The organism is Brevundimonas sp. (assembly GCF_041911375.1).
Taxonomy (GTDB): Bacteria; Pseudomonadota; Alphaproteobacteria; order Caulobacterales; family Caulobacteraceae; genus Brevundimonas.
This window is the reverse complement of sequence record NZ_JAYRPA010000022.1, coordinates 92,811-106,923: the sequence shown is the minus strand read 5'-3', so window position 1 is coordinate 106,923 and position 14,113 is coordinate 92,811. Positions and strand designations below refer to the sequence as shown.

At 65.7% G+C, this 14,113-nt stretch carries 25 protein-coding genes and 1 tRNA gene; 12 read left to right on the top strand and 14 right to left on the bottom strand.

Translation table 11 applies throughout. From position 1 onward, the window contains the following. The first annotated feature begins 79 nt into the window (after positions 1-79). Together ACE3PU_RS04770 and ACE3PU_RS04765 are read left to right on the top strand one after the other, a co-directional pair. The gene (locus ACE3PU_RS04770; protein ID WP_374387205.1) at positions 80-895 is read left to right on the top strand and encodes a ferredoxin--NADP reductase; all 816 of its coding nucleotides are present in this window, start codon (positions 80-82) and stop codon (positions 893-895) included. Positions 896-944: 49 nt separating this feature from the next. After that, positions 945-1,277 carry a chorismate mutase gene (locus tag ACE3PU_RS04765; RefSeq protein ID WP_374387203.1) on the top strand — a complete coding sequence of 111 codons (333 nt, stop codon included), beginning with the start codon at positions 945-947 and terminating at the stop codon, positions 1,275-1,277. A 24-nt stretch (positions 1,278-1,301) separates the two neighbouring features. Here the strand turns inward: ACE3PU_RS04765 and ACE3PU_RS04760 are convergent, their stop codons facing one another. Next, positions 1,302-1,655: an Hpt domain-containing protein gene (locus ACE3PU_RS04760; RefSeq protein ID WP_374387201.1), complete on the bottom strand. Its 354-nt coding sequence runs from the start codon at positions 1,653-1,655 to the stop codon at positions 1,302-1,304. After that, the gene (locus ACE3PU_RS04755; protein ID WP_374387199.1) at positions 1,655-3,067 is read right to left on the bottom strand and encodes an amino acid permease; all 1,413 of its coding nucleotides are present in this window, start codon (positions 3,065-3,067) and stop codon (positions 1,655-1,657) included. The genes ACE3PU_RS04760 and ACE3PU_RS04755 overlap by 1 nt, the downstream gene beginning before the upstream one ends. Before the next feature lie 159 nt (positions 3,068-3,226). On the opposite strand from ACE3PU_RS04755, the gene ACE3PU_RS04750 reads away from it, so the two are divergent. Further along, positions 3,227-3,302, top strand: a tRNA-Lys gene (locus ACE3PU_RS04750). A gap of 34 nt (positions 3,303-3,336) precedes the next feature. On the opposite strand, the gene ACE3PU_RS04745 is transcribed toward ACE3PU_RS04750, so the two are convergent. The 12 genes from ACE3PU_RS04745 to ACE3PU_RS04690 all read right to left on the bottom strand — a co-directional run bounded on the left by ACE3PU_RS04745 (position 3,337) and on the right by ACE3PU_RS04690 (position 10,563). Then, the gene (locus tag ACE3PU_RS04745) at positions 3,337-4,551 is read right to left on the bottom strand and encodes a tyrosine-type recombinase/integrase (protein ID WP_374387197.1); all 1,215 of its coding nucleotides are present in this window, start codon (positions 4,549-4,551) and stop codon (positions 3,337-3,339) included. A 4-nt stretch (positions 4,552-4,555) separates the two neighbouring features. Continuing rightward, complete coding sequence (locus tag ACE3PU_RS04740) at positions 4,556-4,780, bottom strand: hypothetical protein (protein ID WP_374387195.1); 225 nt, start codon at positions 4,778-4,780, stop codon at positions 4,556-4,558. A gap of 121 nt (positions 4,781-4,901) precedes the next feature. Further along, on the bottom strand, positions 4,902-5,216 hold the full coding sequence (locus ACE3PU_RS04735) for a hypothetical protein (RefSeq protein WP_374387193.1): 315 nt from the start codon (positions 5,214-5,216) through the stop codon (positions 4,902-4,904). Beyond that, the gene (locus ACE3PU_RS04730; protein WP_374387191.1) at positions 5,209-5,457 is read right to left on the bottom strand and encodes a hypothetical protein; all 249 of its coding nucleotides are present in this window, start codon (positions 5,455-5,457) and stop codon (positions 5,209-5,211) included. Before ACE3PU_RS04730 ends, ACE3PU_RS04735 begins: the two co-directional genes overlap by 8 nt. Then, positions 5,454-5,951, bottom strand: coding sequence for a hypothetical protein (locus tag ACE3PU_RS04725; RefSeq protein WP_374387189.1), 498 nt, complete (start codon positions 5,949-5,951; stop codon positions 5,454-5,456). Before ACE3PU_RS04725 ends, ACE3PU_RS04730 begins: the two co-directional genes overlap by 4 nt. A gap of 182 nt (positions 5,952-6,133) precedes the next feature. Continuing rightward, positions 6,134-7,036 carry a hypothetical protein gene (locus ACE3PU_RS04720; RefSeq protein ID WP_374387187.1) on the bottom strand — a complete coding sequence of 301 codons (903 nt, stop codon included), beginning with the start codon at positions 7,034-7,036 and terminating at the stop codon, positions 6,134-6,136. Continuing rightward, complete coding sequence (locus ACE3PU_RS04715) at positions 7,033-8,199, bottom strand: DNA cytosine methyltransferase (RefSeq protein WP_374387185.1); 1,167 nt, start codon at positions 8,197-8,199, stop codon at positions 7,033-7,035. The genes ACE3PU_RS04720 and ACE3PU_RS04715 overlap by 4 nt, the downstream gene beginning before the upstream one ends. Beyond that, positions 8,196-8,570 carry a hypothetical protein gene (locus tag ACE3PU_RS04710; protein ID WP_374387183.1) on the bottom strand — a complete coding sequence of 125 codons (375 nt, stop codon included), beginning with the start codon at positions 8,568-8,570 and terminating at the stop codon, positions 8,196-8,198. Before ACE3PU_RS04710 ends, ACE3PU_RS04715 begins: the two co-directional genes overlap by 4 nt. Then, positions 8,571-9,083 carry a DNA N-6-adenine-methyltransferase gene (locus ACE3PU_RS04705; protein ID WP_374387181.1) on the bottom strand — a complete coding sequence of 171 codons (513 nt, stop codon included), beginning with the start codon at positions 9,081-9,083 and terminating at the stop codon, positions 8,571-8,573. Next, on the bottom strand, positions 9,083-9,433 hold the full coding sequence (locus ACE3PU_RS04700) for a hypothetical protein (protein ID WP_374387179.1): 351 nt from the start codon (positions 9,431-9,433) through the stop codon (positions 9,083-9,085). Before ACE3PU_RS04700 ends, ACE3PU_RS04705 begins: the two co-directional genes overlap by 1 nt. A 181-nt stretch (positions 9,434-9,614) precedes the next feature. Next, positions 9,615-9,893: a hypothetical protein gene (locus ACE3PU_RS04695; protein WP_374387177.1), complete on the bottom strand. Its 279-nt coding sequence runs from the start codon at positions 9,891-9,893 to the stop codon at positions 9,615-9,617. 76 nt (positions 9,894-9,969) lie between these two features. Then, positions 9,970-10,563 (bottom strand): hypothetical protein, encoded by a 594-nt coding sequence (locus ACE3PU_RS04690; RefSeq protein WP_374387175.1) that lies wholly within the window; start codon positions 10,561-10,563, stop codon positions 9,970-9,972. A 93-nt stretch (positions 10,564-10,656) separates the two neighbouring features. On the opposite strand from ACE3PU_RS04690, the gene ACE3PU_RS04685 reads away from it, so the two are divergent. The 9 genes from ACE3PU_RS04685 (at position 10,657) to ACE3PU_RS04645 (ending at position 14,110) form a co-directional block, all read left to right on the top strand. After that, a complete protein-coding gene (locus ACE3PU_RS04685; protein WP_374387173.1) occupies positions 10,657-10,857 on the top strand; it encodes a hypothetical protein in 201 nt (66 codons plus the stop codon). A gap of 142 nt (positions 10,858-10,999) precedes the next feature. Continuing rightward, positions 11,000-11,464, top strand: a complete 465-nt coding sequence (locus ACE3PU_RS04680; protein ID WP_374387171.1) for a hypothetical protein — start codon at positions 11,000-11,002, stop codon at positions 11,462-11,464. A gap of 78 nt (positions 11,465-11,542) precedes the next feature. Continuing rightward, a complete protein-coding gene (locus tag ACE3PU_RS04675) occupies positions 11,543-11,683 on the top strand; it encodes a hypothetical protein (protein WP_374387169.1) in 141 nt (46 codons plus the stop codon). After that, positions 11,680-12,216, top strand: coding sequence for a RusA family crossover junction endodeoxyribonuclease (locus ACE3PU_RS04670; protein WP_374387167.1), 537 nt, complete (start codon positions 11,680-11,682; stop codon positions 12,214-12,216). The genes ACE3PU_RS04675 and ACE3PU_RS04670 overlap by 4 nt, the downstream gene beginning before the upstream one ends. Then, on the top strand, positions 12,213-12,377 hold the full coding sequence (locus tag ACE3PU_RS04665) for a hypothetical protein (RefSeq protein ID WP_374387165.1): 165 nt from the start codon (positions 12,213-12,215) through the stop codon (positions 12,375-12,377). The genes ACE3PU_RS04670 and ACE3PU_RS04665 overlap by 4 nt, the downstream gene beginning before the upstream one ends. Beyond that, on the top strand, positions 12,377-13,171 hold the full coding sequence (locus tag ACE3PU_RS04660) for an ATP-binding protein (RefSeq protein WP_374387163.1): 795 nt from the start codon (positions 12,377-12,379) through the stop codon (positions 13,169-13,171). The genes ACE3PU_RS04665 and ACE3PU_RS04660 overlap by 1 nt, the downstream gene beginning before the upstream one ends. Before the next feature lie 15 nt (positions 13,172-13,186). Further along, positions 13,187-13,660 carry a DUF669 domain-containing protein gene (locus ACE3PU_RS04655; protein ID WP_374387161.1) on the top strand — a complete coding sequence of 158 codons (474 nt, stop codon included), beginning with the start codon at positions 13,187-13,189 and terminating at the stop codon, positions 13,658-13,660. A 94-nt stretch (positions 13,661-13,754) separates the two neighbouring features. Then, on the top strand, positions 13,755-13,967 hold the full coding sequence (locus ACE3PU_RS04650; RefSeq protein WP_374387159.1) for a hypothetical protein: 213 nt from the start codon (positions 13,755-13,757) through the stop codon (positions 13,965-13,967). Then, on the top strand, positions 13,967-14,110 hold the full coding sequence (locus ACE3PU_RS04645; RefSeq protein WP_374387157.1) for a hypothetical protein: 144 nt from the start codon (positions 13,967-13,969) through the stop codon (positions 14,108-14,110). The genes ACE3PU_RS04650 and ACE3PU_RS04645 overlap by 1 nt, the downstream gene beginning before the upstream one ends. The last annotated feature ends 3 nt before the right edge of the window (positions 14,111-14,113 follow it).

The following is a 14,113-nucleotide window of genomic DNA, read 5'->3' as shown; positions in this document are numbered from 1 at the left end:
AGCCGTCACGAGGAAATCTCGATGCGGCGGCCTCGGCTTTTCCTTCCCTGCGAAGGGTTCTCACATTAGATAGCGCGCGATGACCGACGCCGCCCTCTCCCCCGCTCCCGTCAAGGCCAGCCCTTTTCACGAACTGGAAGTCCTGTGGGTCCGCCACTGGACCGACAGCCTGTTCAGCTTTGGCATCCGGCGTCCCGACGACTTCCGCTTTCGCTCGGGCGAGTTCGTGATGATCGGCTTGCCGGGCGAGGACGGGGGCAAGCCCGTCCTTCGCGCCTATTCCATCGCCAGCCCCTGCTGGGCCGAGGAGCTGGAGTTCTTCTCGATCAAGGTCGCCGACGGCCCCCTCACCTCGCGCCTGCAGAAGATCGTCGCGGGCGACACGGTGCTGATGGGCAAGAAGCCGACCGGCACCCTGGTTCTGGACGCCCTGACCGGCGGCGAACGGCTGTTCCTGATCGGCACCGGAACGGGTCTGGCGCCCTGGCTCAGCGTGGCGCGCGATCCCGAGACCTACTCACGCTTCGGCCGCGTCTATGTCATCCACACCGTCCGCAACGTCGCCGACCTGGCCTATCGCGACTTCTTCACCCGCGAGATCCACGACGACCCGCTGGTCGGTGATGAGGCCAAGGCCCAGCTGACCTACTACCCCACCGTCACGCGCGAGGAATTCCACACGCCTGGCCGCATCACCGACCGGATCAAGTCGGGCGACTTCTTCCGCGACCTGGGCCTGCCCGAAGGCTTCGACCCGGCCAAAGACCGCGCCATGCTGTGCGGCTCCATGGCCATGATCAAGGAAGCCGGCGAACTGCTGGAGACCTACGGCCTCAAGGAAGGCTCCAACGCCGAACCCGCCGACTATGTGCTGGAACGCGCCTTCGTCGGCTAGTCTCCGCTGAGCGCTTGGCTTCCGCCGGCTGACGGGCTAACCCGCCGCCATGTCGAAGCCTGCCCTAGTCGCCGTCGATCCCCGGATCGATCCCGCCGAATGCCAGACGATGGCCGAGGTTCGTCAGGGCGTCGATGCCCTGGATCGCGCCCTGGTCGCCCTGATCGCCGAGCGCCAGCGCTACATGGACGCCGCCGCCCGCATCAAGCCGGACCGCGACGCCGTCTTTGACCAAGCGCGTATCGACGACGTGGTCGCCAAGGTCCTGGTCGCGGCCGAGGCGCACCGCCTGTCGCCCGATATCGCCGAGCCGGTCTGGCGCCTGCTGATCGACCGCTGCATCGCCCACGAGTTCGCGACCTACGACCGCACGCGCAGCTGACGTCGCTTCCGCTTCCGTGGCGATCTAGGCCCTCAACCCCTTGAGCATCAGCTCGTGACGGTAGGCCGCCACGTCCGCCAGAGCCGCGTCCAGCGCCGTCCTGACCCGCTCCAGCGCGGGCGCGGCCAGAGACTGTTCGGCTCCCTCGGCCGCCGCGCACACCTTCGCCAGTTCGCCGGCGCCTATGCCCGCCGCCGCGCCGCGGATGGTGTGGACGCCGTCACGCCAGCCCTGGGCTTTCGGGTCCAGCATGGCCGACCACAGCGCCGCCTGCTCGACGAAAAGGCCCAGCACCTCTTCGGAAATCGCCGCATCGCCCCCGGTCATGCTCTCCAGCACGGCGAAGTCGACGGCGCCGGACAGGTCGCGACGCGCCATCAGGCCGCCTCTTCCTCGCCCTTGGCCAGCCGGGAATTGCGCGAGGACCAGATCAGATAGATGGCCACGCCGATCAGGTTCCAGATCAGGAAGCCCATCTGGGTGTTCGCCTTCAGGCTAAAGAAGAAGACGATGCAGCCGATGACCGTGATCGCGCCCACCAACGGCCACAGTGGGGCCTTGAACACGCGAGGACGCTCCGGCTCCCGCAGGCGCAGCACCACCAGGCTGACCCCCACGGCGCAGAAGGCCGCCAGCGTGCCGGCGTTGGCCAGCGACGCCAGTTCGTCCAGCGGCAGCAGGCCGGCCAGGATCGCCACCACCACCGCCGTGAACAGGGTCACCACGGCGGGCACCCCGCGCGCCGACACCCGCGCCAGCCGGCGCGGCAGCAGCCCGTCTCGCGCCATGCCCAGGAAGATGCGGCTCTGGCCGAACAGGAAGGCCAGCAGCACCGTCGGCAGGGCGATCACCGCCGCCGCCGCGATCCATTGCGCCGCCGTCCCCTGCCCCAGTTCACGCAGGATCAGCGCCAGCGGCTCGGGGCTGTCGGCGAAACTGGCGACCGGCCGGGCGCCGATCGCGGCCGCTGCGACCAGCAGGTAAAGCGCCGTGCAGATCAGCATGGAGCCGACGATGCCGATGGCCAGGTCGCGCTCGGGCTTCTTGGTTTCCTCCGCCGCCGTCGAAATGGCGTCGAACCCATAGAAGGCGAAGAAGATGATGGCGGCCGCCGCCATGACTCCGGTCTGGACGAACGGGGCGCCGAAGCCGTTGGGCATGAAGGGCGTGAAGTTCTCGGCCTCGAAGGCCGGCAGGGCGATAGCCACAAAGACCGCCAGCGCCGCGATCTTGATGACCACCAGCACGGCGTTCAGCGTCGCGCTTTCCTTGGTTCCCAGCAGCAGCAGCCCGGTCACCACGCCGATGATGGCCACCGCCGGCAGATTGATGATCCCGCCCGCATGGGGCCCGGCGGTCAGCGCGGTGGGCAGATCGACACCCAGTCCGCTCAGGAAGCCGACCGCATACCCCGACCAGCCCACAGCCACGGCGCTGACCACCAGCGAATATTCAAGGATCAGGCTCCAGCCCACCACCCAGGCGATCATCTCGCCCAGCACCGCATAGGAATAGGTGTAGGCGCTGCCCGCCGCCGGCATCATCGTCGACAGTTCGGCATAGGCCAAGGCCGCACAGGCGCAGACCGCGCCCGCCAGGACGAAGGACACCAGCACCGCCGGCCCCGCCAGCCCCGCGCCGACGCCGATCAGCGTCAATATGCCGGTGCCGACGATGGCGCCGACGCCCAGCGCCATCAGATGCGGCCAGCTGAGCGTCGCCTTCAGCCGAGGACCGTCGTGCGGCTTGAGCATGGCGTCGATCGAGCGTCGCCGGTTCCAGAAGGCCATATCGTCCCACTCCCCCGCCGCGTTCCCGCGGCTGATTCCGACGCGACCATAGACCGGGTAAGAAAGTTTGCGAAAGCGCTTGCCAACCCCGGATCGTCTGGGTAGTAGGAGCGCCCTTCGCCGAGGCGTCTCGCCCCGACGAAGCCAAGACGACCGGTCGGGTGATTAGCTCAGTTGGTAGAGCAGCTGACTCTTAATCAGCGGGTCCACAGTTCGAACCTGTGATCACCCACCATCGTCTTCCTTCATTAAATCATAGACTTAGCCGATCAGGCGACCCTCCTTTCAGACGAGCCGTCAGACTCGTCAGACTGAGCGCCGTCAGACTCCTTGCCGATCAGCCCCCGCTTCCGCTGCGCATTTTCAGCCACGCGCGAATCGCGCGGCAGGTAGCGCTGCAGGATGTTGTGGGCGCTCGCCAGCGTGTGCCCAGTGATGGAGACGATCTCTGGAATCTCTGCGCCGGATCGCGCCAGATCGACCACGCATGAGTGCCGGAGCCACTTCAGCTTGAGGCTTCGACCGCCGTGCTCGATCGCCACGCGGCGGGCCATCGCGAAAACCTTGGCGGCGGCGATGTCGTCCGCCTCGATGCGAGCGCCGATGCGCCGGATGTAGGGACGATCGAACCGCGCGTCCTCGAACAGGTACTCCTTGCCGGGGCGGCGGTTCGCGGCGAGCAGCCCCTGCAGGCGCGCGCTGACGGGAAAACTGACGCGCTCCTCGGTCTTCGACTGTTCGAAGGCGAACCGGCCGCCGGCGTACTCCTCGCCGTATCGGAAGAGGTAGCAGTCCGTCAGGCGCTGGCCGATCTCCCATTGGGTGTAGAGCAGCGCGGCCATGTCGGGCTGACCGATGGCGAGGCAGGCCCAGGCGTAAAGATCCACGTCGGCGGCTTCCCAGATCCCGACGCGCGTCTTCGGCATGGCGGACTTGATCTTGGCGACCGGGTTATCCGATCGCCAGCCCAGGTCGATCGCCTGATCCATGACCATCTTCAGCACGACCTTCACCATGCGGCGCGTCGTCGGGCGATCATCGAAGTCGGCGAGGAAGTTCTCGACCGCGGCCTTCTTCATCTTCGTCGGGTCAGGCTGTCCCTTGGCCTTGCTCCAGGCCTCGATGTAGCGGACGGTCTTCTCGTAGCCGCGCTGCGTGCGGGGCTTGAGGGCCTTGTACGCTTGCGTGCGGCGCCACTGACGCAGGAGCGTCGCGAACGTCCGTGCGCTGTCGCTCGTGACCCGCTGCCCTCGCTCCTCGTCCAGGCGACGGTTCAGCACCTGGGCGTCGTCCATCACTCGCAGCTGCTCGTCAGGGTGCCGGGCGAAGTCCCCCGTGCGCGGCGTATCGAGCGGCAAGGCGATGGTCGGCGGCCATCCTGCAGGGCGGAGGCGGGCCGGCACCTCGAACAGGGCGCGCATCGTCCCGTCCTTGCGCGGACGCAGGATCACATACTTCCCGAGATCGTGCTGGATCGACTTCACTCTGTCACATCCAGGGGTCGTCGTCCGTCGACGGCGACCGAGCGCTGTCGACCTGACCGAACGCGCGCAGCACGTCGGCGCGATTGAAAAGCATCTGGCGCCCGCGGTCGCAGGGAGAGAGGTCGATGGCGCCCGACTTGCGCCGGCGCGTCAGGGTCTCGGGCGTGATACGGCGCCAGGCGCAGATCTCGCGCGTCGTCAGCACATCGCGGTTGGGGAGGTCGCTCACGGCTGTTCCTCCGGTTGGGGGTGGGGCCGTTCGAGCGCCGATGCGATGCGGTGCAGACCAAGCGCGCAAAGCATCAGGCCACATCCCGCGAACCACATTCCAAGCTGTGCCAGGGTTTCCATCACCCCTCCCCCGTATGGGCTGCTCGGGCGGTCAGGTTGGCGATCTGACGGCAGCGTTCGACAGCGCGCCAGTTGTCGCATCCCGGCTTGACGTGCCCCTCTGTCGCCATCTGATGGACCCTCGAAAGCAGTTCCGCGTCACGTCGTGCAGAGGCGATCAGGTCGAGGATGGTGGCGGACGCTTGCCGACCGATCTCCATGTTCTCCTCATCCCAGCCGCACGAGCAGGCGTAGTTTCGTCCTTCACAGCCGCGTTCGTGATCCGTGGTAGCGATACCCTCTAGGCGTTCACACAGCGCTTCGATCTCAGTCATGGTCGCGCTCCTTGGGGTGATCCTCGGGCTTGGAGACGATCCAGATGCGCTCTCCGCTGCGGTATTGAAGATAAACTTCCTCCCCAGCCTTGATGCGGTCGAAGATGCTTTCGAGGTTGCTCTGGTAGTGATCGCGCTCCTTTCGCAGCACGTCGATCTCAGCCTTGAGCTTTCCGACTTCAAGCATTTCGCGCCAGACGCCTGAGTTCCCATTGGGGTCGCTGATGTTCATGTGGCTCATTCCCCATCTCCTTCCGACGCGGGGCCGGGCTGCGGGGAGAGGGCGGCGGCCAAAGCACGTTGAAGGTTCGGCCCGGTAGCTATCCGGTCGAGGGCGAAGTAGTCGCGCTGGTGGATCAACTCATGTTCTGGTCCCTCGCATTTGAGGGCGTCGCGGGCCGCCTCAGCCGCACGACGAATGGCCTCCGAACCCTGGGCGGGCGGATGGGCTAGGGCGGCGAGGGTCTGCTTGATGGCAAATAGCGAGCGGTCGATCTTATCTATCGCACCGTCACAGCCGCCCTTTCGCTTGGCCCACATCTTCGCGGTCGAAAGGGCATCGCGGGCCATTCGCAGGGCCTCCACCGCCCGGGCGAGTTTGGCTTCGGCGGCGCTGGCGCGGCGGTATTGTTTATCACCGTGCCCGCGTTCGATGGTCAGCTTAGCGACAACCGCGTCATAGGATTGACGAAGTTCTGAATAGTCTCGCTCGGTCTTCAGCAGTTGATCGACCAACTCCCTGATCCTCGCCTCTGCGGGTTCGGCTGGGGCGGTGTAGAGCGCGATTACGTTCCGGGTGGTTTTCGGGTTCGGAGGAGTCCTTGTGAACGTGGCGGGCCACCATTCCGGCGGGGCGCACCATCCAGCACCCGGAGCGAAGGTCTCATATATCCAGCCGTAGGGTTCCAGCCCGCCGGTCATCGCTCGCCTCCTGGCTGGAGGGCGGGAACCTCAGTCCAAGGCATCCAGGCAATCGGCTCGAACGGCTGGACGACCGGCTGACCGCAGAACGAAGCCAGCGTCCCGTCGCGGTTATAGGCGCACCGCGAAGCGTCGCCGCACTCGTCCACCGCCAAGAAATGCGTTCCATCCCTCGGAGCCGTCTCAATCGGCATCCACCCACCCCCAGCATCGGGCGCGGCGGGGCGGAGAAGGGAGAGGATGCGGAGAACATCAGCAATGCGGACCAATGCGACTGCCGACGCGCGCTCTGCGGATTCCACTGACGACCAACCGGCGCACAGCCTCTCCAACCGCGCCACCGCTTCCCGTTCCCCTACCCCAGCGGGGCGGGAGACAGGCTCTGCGGGAGGGGTGAGGGCGGCAAAGCGCTCTGCGATCTTCTTCTTCATGGCGGCAGGGCTGGGCATGTGCCGGTCTGGATCGCCTTCGGTGCAGAAGCGATATTCGCCATCGCCACCTGTCAGGCGATCAACGTCCGCCACGGCTTCTGCATATCCTTCGCGCTTTCCGATTTCGTATGCTTCGTTCTCCACCCCATCGCCGGGGCGGGAGACAGGGGCGTGGGGGCGGTAGAAGTAGTCGCGGTAGGTGCGGTCGCAGTCGTCCTCTACTGTGCCGATGAAGTTCGGATACTGGCAGGCGGTCGGACTGATGGGGTTAGAGGCGCCATCGCGGGTGGAAATAGCGAGACTGCCGGGCGGCACATCCATGCCGTTGAAGGCGCGGATGTCGTTGCTCTCGCCCTCGTCCACAATCCGCCAGCCACGCGGCCGGTTGCCGGTGGCGTTCGGATCAAGGCCGAAAATGCGCTTCACATCCGCCTCGGATAGCGGTTGGCCTGGGGTGGGGGTGGTCATGCGGCGAGCCTTTCGGATTGGATGATTGCGTCCACGGCGGCTATGCGCTGGCCGATCCAGGCCATCACAGGGACGGCCATGGAGTTGCCGAGCGCCTTGTATCGAGGGCCGTCAGCGGCCATGCCCTTGCGGTAGGGGATGAGGGTGTAGTCGTCGGGGAAGCCCTGGAGCCGCTCGCACTCGCGGGGCGTCAGGCGGCGGACGGCGGAGCCGCCTCGGATGTAACTGGTCTGCTTCATGCCAGGATCAGCAGCTAGGGCGCCGACGTAGGGCATCTCGCGGACCTCATCGCGGGTGTTCTGAGCGAACGCCACGTAGTCACGGCTGGACCCGCCCGAGGCCGCGCGCAGAGCTCCTGCTCGCTCGCCGTGACCTTCGATCTCAGGCATAGCGCCGCCGTCTCTACCGCGTAGAGCAAAGGCAACCGCCGTGGGCTGTCCGCCGCCCGACTTCGATGGGATGGTCAGGGTAGGCGATAGATCAGAAGCCCATTTCGGCTCCTGCTGCGTTGACAGGCCGAACGGTACTAGGCTCTCGCCAATATTGTCCCGGCTCCAATCGCCAGAGCTCGCTCCAATGGTAGGGGCAGCGCCTTCCCCCGCTTCTCGGCGCGGCGCAAGATGCCCCGACAGGCTGTGGCGCTCAAATAGAACCGCTGCGGCACATCGCCAGTCTCCAAGGTGTCCGACAACGAACACACGACGGCGTCGCTGGGCCACTCCGAAGAACTGAGCGTCAAGCACTCGGTAGGCGAACCCGTACCCGAGTTCGACCATGCCCCCGAGAATGGCTCCAAAGTCCCGTCCGCCGTTCGATGACAGGACGCCGGGGACGTTCTCCCAAACCAGCCATCGGGGCCGCAGTCGGTCAGCCAGCCTAAGATATTCGAGCGCCAGGTTGCCGCGGTCGTCATCCAGTCCGCCTCTGAGGCCGGCGACGCTGAAAGACTGGCAAGGTGTTCCTCCGACCAGAAGGTCGATTGGCTCGTATTGATCGGCTGCGATCGTCGTGAAGTCGCCATGAAGCGGCACCTCGGGGTAATGGTGGGACAGGACCGCGCGCGGGAACGCCTCGATCTCGGATAGGAACGAGGCGCGCCACCCCAGCGGATGCCAGGCGACGGACGCGGCTTCGATGCCAGAACAGACGGACCCGTAGATCACCCTCCCCGCTCCTGTTCAGAAGCGCGAAGGATCGCAGCGCATAGAGCTAAGGCGGGGGTGGAGGCGTGGGCCGCAGCGAAGAAGCCGTAGTCGTACCGGCCGTCAGTCGTAACAAGCCGGACCCAGCCAGTTCCGGTGTTCATCTGAACCCGAGCATCCGGCAGCACCCGCTCCGCCAGCGCCAGGGCGGCGTCGAGCGAGGTGGTGTAGTGGCCTACGTCTGCCTCAAACTGTTCGTCGCCAACGAAGTCGGCATGGCTTCCGGGGCCGTCGCAGGTGATGAGCGGGTCGAACACATCTTCGATCAGCGCATCGAGTTCCCTCGACCCTTCCCCCGCTTCTTCCAGTTTGGTGATGAGGTCGGTCGCCATCTACGCCCCCTCTTGGGTGGGGCGGGCGGCGCATTCAGCGGGCCACGCGAGGATCCCGAGGCCCGCGCGGTTGGCGTTCTGAAGCGCGCGGACGCCGAGCGCGCCGGCAGCCCACAGGGCCGTCCCGTTGGATGGCGATTTGCCGATCGAGCCGTCCGGCCGAAGGAAGCGGATCTTGGGCGTGAACATCACCGCATCCGCCCGCATCCAGGCCTTCCGAAACCACGGCGCAGAGGTGCGATCAGGCGTCAGGGCAACGCCGTTGCCGTGAGCAAAGAACCGATCCAGCCAGGGCTCAAGGCCGTTGCGTCCACCGAAGGGCGGGTTCATCCAGACGAAGCCGTCCCAAGGCAGTTCCAGCCCGTCCGACCAATAGTGGCGCGCGGCGGGAACGTGCGTCGTCAGTCCGTTCGGATGCGCCACGTCAAGATCGAACCGGACCGCGAGCGCCTCGAACACGTGCGGCGGCGTGTACCATTCGTCGGATTTCCCGGCGGTGTCCCAATAGCCCATCACGCCTCTCCCCGATTAGAGGGGCGGGCGGCCTTCTCAGCGGCTTGACGGAGGGCGGCGACGACTTCGGCTTGAGTGCGGTAAGCGTTGTCGTTCCACTTGGCAGTGTCCTGCCCAATGTGGGTCTCGAACACCTGGAACACGGGAATAGCCGCGTCGAAGTTCCAACGGCATATTTCGTTGATCGCACCCACCGTGCACCGACAGGTCACGTCAGGCTCGCCGCCGTTTCGCCACTCGCCGTTCGGACCCGCGTAGCTGGTTCCCTGCGTCCACGCCCCCGGCTTCTCCAGCAGATCAGCCGCCGCGTTCAGGATTTCCGGGACCGTCTGCTTAGGGGAATGGGTCACTTGGGTTGCTCCAGGTGAGGGCGGCTCCCGAGGGACGAGGCCGAAGCCCCGCCCCTCTTCTGCAGCCGAAAGGAAAACAGCGACCCCCTGCCCGTCCATTCGAAGGCCGGGCCGGACTTGACGGCGCCGCGGTGCGCGTTCGCGAACAGCGGGCAGGCGCGGGTGAACGGGTCGGCCGCGGTCACGCTGCAATCTCCATGTCCGCAAACCGCTGGCGCACATTGCGCTCGACGACCAGGCGACCCTGCGCCGCCATGATGTCGATCGCCGACAGGCCGGCGAGCGTCTCGTCCGGTTCGCGATCCTCGATCGACGCCAGCGACAGCTCGTGGATGCCGTCCTGCAGGACGTTGATCTTTGCCGTCAGTCGCTTGATCGCGGTCTGCTGCGGCAACTGCTGGGACTGTTCAATCCAGCGCTCGGCGGCTTGCGCCAGAGCCAGTTGATTAGGGTGCGGCACGCCAATGCCTCCTCTGTTGGTGAGGAGCAGGCTATTACGACGTTTCGTATCCCGTCAAGAGATTTTACGAAACTTCCTAACGCGGCCGCATCTGCGTGACCTTCGCGGCCCAGCGAACGGGCACGTCCAGGATCGGCGGTTCAGTGTTCGAGAACAGGTGGAACAGGCCGGGCTCCTTGCTGGGGCGTAGCTGCTTCACCAGCACGCGATCGTCGTACAGCGACACGACGCATACCTCGCCATAGAGGTCCGGCGTGACCGGCGAGCGCATGTCGTCCCAGAACAGCAGCCAGCCGTCGAACATGGCCCCCATGCTCGAGCCTTCGATCCGCCCGGCGACCGTGGAATCTGACGCATCTTCTGGCGCGTCAACAAAATCAAAGGGTTCCTGATCGGGCAGCGCGTACACGGTGGCCCCAGCTCCGACGTGATAGACGACGGGCACCGTTCTGGCGGGTCGCTCACCCCCGAACATCTCTTCCACTGAAACGCCAAAAGCGGTCGCAATGGGATTCGACGTGCGGTCCAACAGGCTGGCGCTCTTCCCTCCCAGGTAGCTGTAAAGCGTCGTCGCGCTGACCTTCGCCTTGCGCGCGACGGAGGCCACTCCCCCACGCGCTTCCACGAAGGTCCGGAATGCTTCTCTTCGCTGGTCGATCTCGTCCGACATGCTCAGGGCATGGGGAGGTTCGCGGATAAGGGAAACAACGGAGTTTCGTAAAACCCCTTGCGGTTTCCACGAAACATCGTAAAGTCGTTCTTCATGGACCCGATCGAAGCCGTCATCGAGAACGTCAAAACAGCGGCCGAGACGCATGGTTTGGCCGCTTTGGCTCGCGCTGCGGACCTCCCGTACACCACGGTCAAGTCGTTCTCCGACCGCGATTGGTCTCACAAGAATCTCGAAACGATCCGCGCGCTTAACAGCGCAGCGGAGAAACTCTCAGCAGAGGCCGCGTCATGACCTCTCTTTTTGAAGCCGGTCCCGAGGCGTTGGCGCGCCCCGGTTCCGTATCCCCGCAGTTCGTTCCGGTTGGCGCCGGACGCCTGCATCTTCGCTCTCACACTTCGCGCCGTCGCAGCGCCTTCCAACGAGGTTCACTGTGATGGATGCGAAGATGGAAAGCTGCCCCTTCGGCACGGAAAACCAACCCTTGCAGTACGGACTGCGCGAGGCCTTCGCGGAGGTCATGCGCCATCGATACCGCAACGAGGTCAATGTGCAGGGCATGGTGGTTCGCGACTTCGGCCTGTCGGTCGACGCCGCGAAGGGCCTGATCCAGGGGCGGACATCCATCAGGACGATGGAAGAAGTCCTGCAACATAAAAACGGCGGCTGGAAGATCGGGCTCGCGGTGCTGAGCCGCGTCATCAATCACCGGATCGCCGACTATTTCGCATCCGAGAAACAGAGGCTGAACCATGAGGCCGAGCAACGGCGCCGAAAGGCCGCCCTGCTGGAAGAAGCCGAGTCGTTCCTACACGCCGCTGACCTGGAGCATCCTGCTCCTCGTCGTGGGTCCGATCTGGATCCTGGCGCGCGTGCTGGGATGGCTCTTTGCGCTTCCTGAGCAGGCCGCTTTCCAGACAAGGGTGTGGTCGGCCCGCCTGATCGGGTCCGCACTCCAGCACATCCGCGAGGGCCGGTCATGATCGGTTCTCCCAAGCAACTCGCCGAAGCCATCGCGACAGTCGCGAGCGGCGGCGCCCGACGCATCAGCGCGCCCGGTCATTGGGTCGTGTGGCGTGTCGAAGGTCAGGCCAAGCCGCGCCTGCGCGTGTTCGCATGACCGCCCTTGCCGTTTCCCCTCTCATCGCCGACGCCGACGGTGAGGTTCGCCAGCAGGCGGGTGCGTCTCGCGCCGTGCCCGCCTGCACCTATCTGGTCCTGCCCGCGCCGCCGAGCGCGAACAAGATCTGGCGGTCCACGCCAGGGTCCACGAAGCCGCGCCGGTCGAAGGAATATCTCGACTGGCTCAATCAGGCCGGATGGATGGTTCGCGAACAAATGGCGCGCGATGGATGCGACCCCGTACCCGGGCGCGTGCTGATCCTTCTGGGCGTCGAACGCGACAGCCCGCTCAGCGACATCGACAACCGCTGCAAGGCCACGCTGGACCTGCTGGTGAAGCAGAAGGTCATCGACGACGACCGATATGTGACCGGCATCGCCCTGTCCTGGACGCCGCGCGGACGCCGCAACGCCGCCGAGTGCCGCGTCGGCATCGTGCCGGTCAGCCCCCTTTCAATCACCTTCCACCCCTCACCGGACGGCGCGACGGGCGGGTGGTTCATAGACGCGCCAGACGGAGAAGATGAATGACCGAACGAGAAGAAAACGCTCGAATTGTGGCGCTCGACCAGGCCTGCAACCTCGTCGCTCACGGCAATCCGATCGGCATCGCGCATCCCGAAGATGTCGTCGCGATGGCGCAAGAGTTCCTCGCCTTCCTGCTGCCCGCCACCATCGCGGAGGCCGCATAATGGCGATCTCCCTCGCTTCCCTCCGCAAGGTGCGCGCCGACCAACCGCCGCGCCTGCTGATCTACGGCCCCGAGAAGATGGGCAAGACCACCCTGGCGTCCGAGTTCCCGGCGCCGGTCTTCCTCCAGACCGAGCGCGGCGAAAGCGGCGACCTGGAGCTGGACAGCTTCGGCCACCTGACGAGCTATGAGCAGGTGATCGAGGCGATGGGCGTGCTCGCGACCGAGGACCACACCTTCCAGACGATCGTGCTGGATTCGGTTTCGGCGCTGCAGAAGCTGATCTGGGACAAGGTCTGCCGCGACAGCAACGTGAAGTCGATCGAACTCGCCGGCGGCGGATACGGCAAGGGCTACATCGAGGCCGACAACCTCTGGCTGGAGGTGCTCGACGCCCTGAACTACCTGCGCAACGACCGCGGCATGGCGGTGGTGCTGGTGGGCCACGCCATCATCAGCCGCTTCGACGACCCCGAAACGCAGTCCTACAGCCGCTACGACATCGACCTGCACAAGCGGGCCGAGGCGCTGCTGAAGCGCGAGGTCGACGCCATCCTGCTCGTCAAGAAGGACGTGACGATCAAGACCGAGGGCAAGGGCGAGCGCGCCCGCGCCGATGGCGGCGACACCCGCTGGATCTACACCGAGGGCAAGCCCGCGTTCACGGCCGGCAATCGGTACAACATGCCCGCGCGCATCATCTACCAGAAGGGTCAGGGCTTCAGCGCCCTGGCGCCCTTCTTCCCCGCTGGGGGCGCGGCCCCGGCCAATCAAGCGACCGCCGAGGCGGCGTAACCACGGAGAACGAATATGGCTGCTCTCACCCCCTTCAACCCCGATGACGTGCAGGACGATCGCGAGATCATCCCGGCCGGCAACTACACCGCCCAGATCATCGAATCCTCGCTGGCCGCGACCAAAAGCGGCGGCGACATGCTCAAGCTGACCTGGGAAATCATCGACGGCCCGCTGGCCAAGCGCCGCGTCTGGGAAAACCTGAACATCCGGAACCAGAACCAGCAGGCGCAGGAGATCGCGGAGCGCTCGCTGAAGCGCATCTGCGGCGCTGTCGGCTACGTCGGCACGCTGACCGACAGCGAGCACCTGCACTTCAAGCCGTGCGAGATCACCGTGGCGATCAAGCCGGCCGAAGGCCAGTACGGCGAGCAGAACATCGTCAAGGGCTACAAGGCCCTGGGCGGCGGATCGGCGAACCAGCAGCAGGCCGCCGTTGGCGCGGCGCCCGCTGCCGGCGCCCGTCCGTGGGGCAAGTCGGCTGCCTAACACTCCAGACGCCCGGCGGATCTAGCTCTCACCCCAGTCCCGCCGGGCGCCTCTCTTTCAACGCTCTCAGGAGCATCGCAGGAGCACCCTGACGATGGACGATCAACTGCGTCCTGTCGAGGCTGGCGTTGGCGCGCCGCTCGACCCCCACCCCTTCCAGCACGAGCGCGAGGCGCTGTGCGAAGTCGACAAGATCATCACCCGCGCCCGGGCCGAGTACCACGCCGGATGCCCGATCGCCGCCAGGCTGGAGATCAGCCGGGCGATCAGCGCCCTGACTGCGGTCATGCGCGGGGAGGCGGTTTGATGACCTTCATCTACGCCGTTTCAATCTGGCTTTGCGCCTGGTGTGCTGACCAATCATTCCGCGAACGCCGCTACGTCTGGGCTGTTGCCTGCGCGGCTATGTCAGCTTTCTCGTTCTTCATGTGGGCGAGGGCAATCCTGTGACCG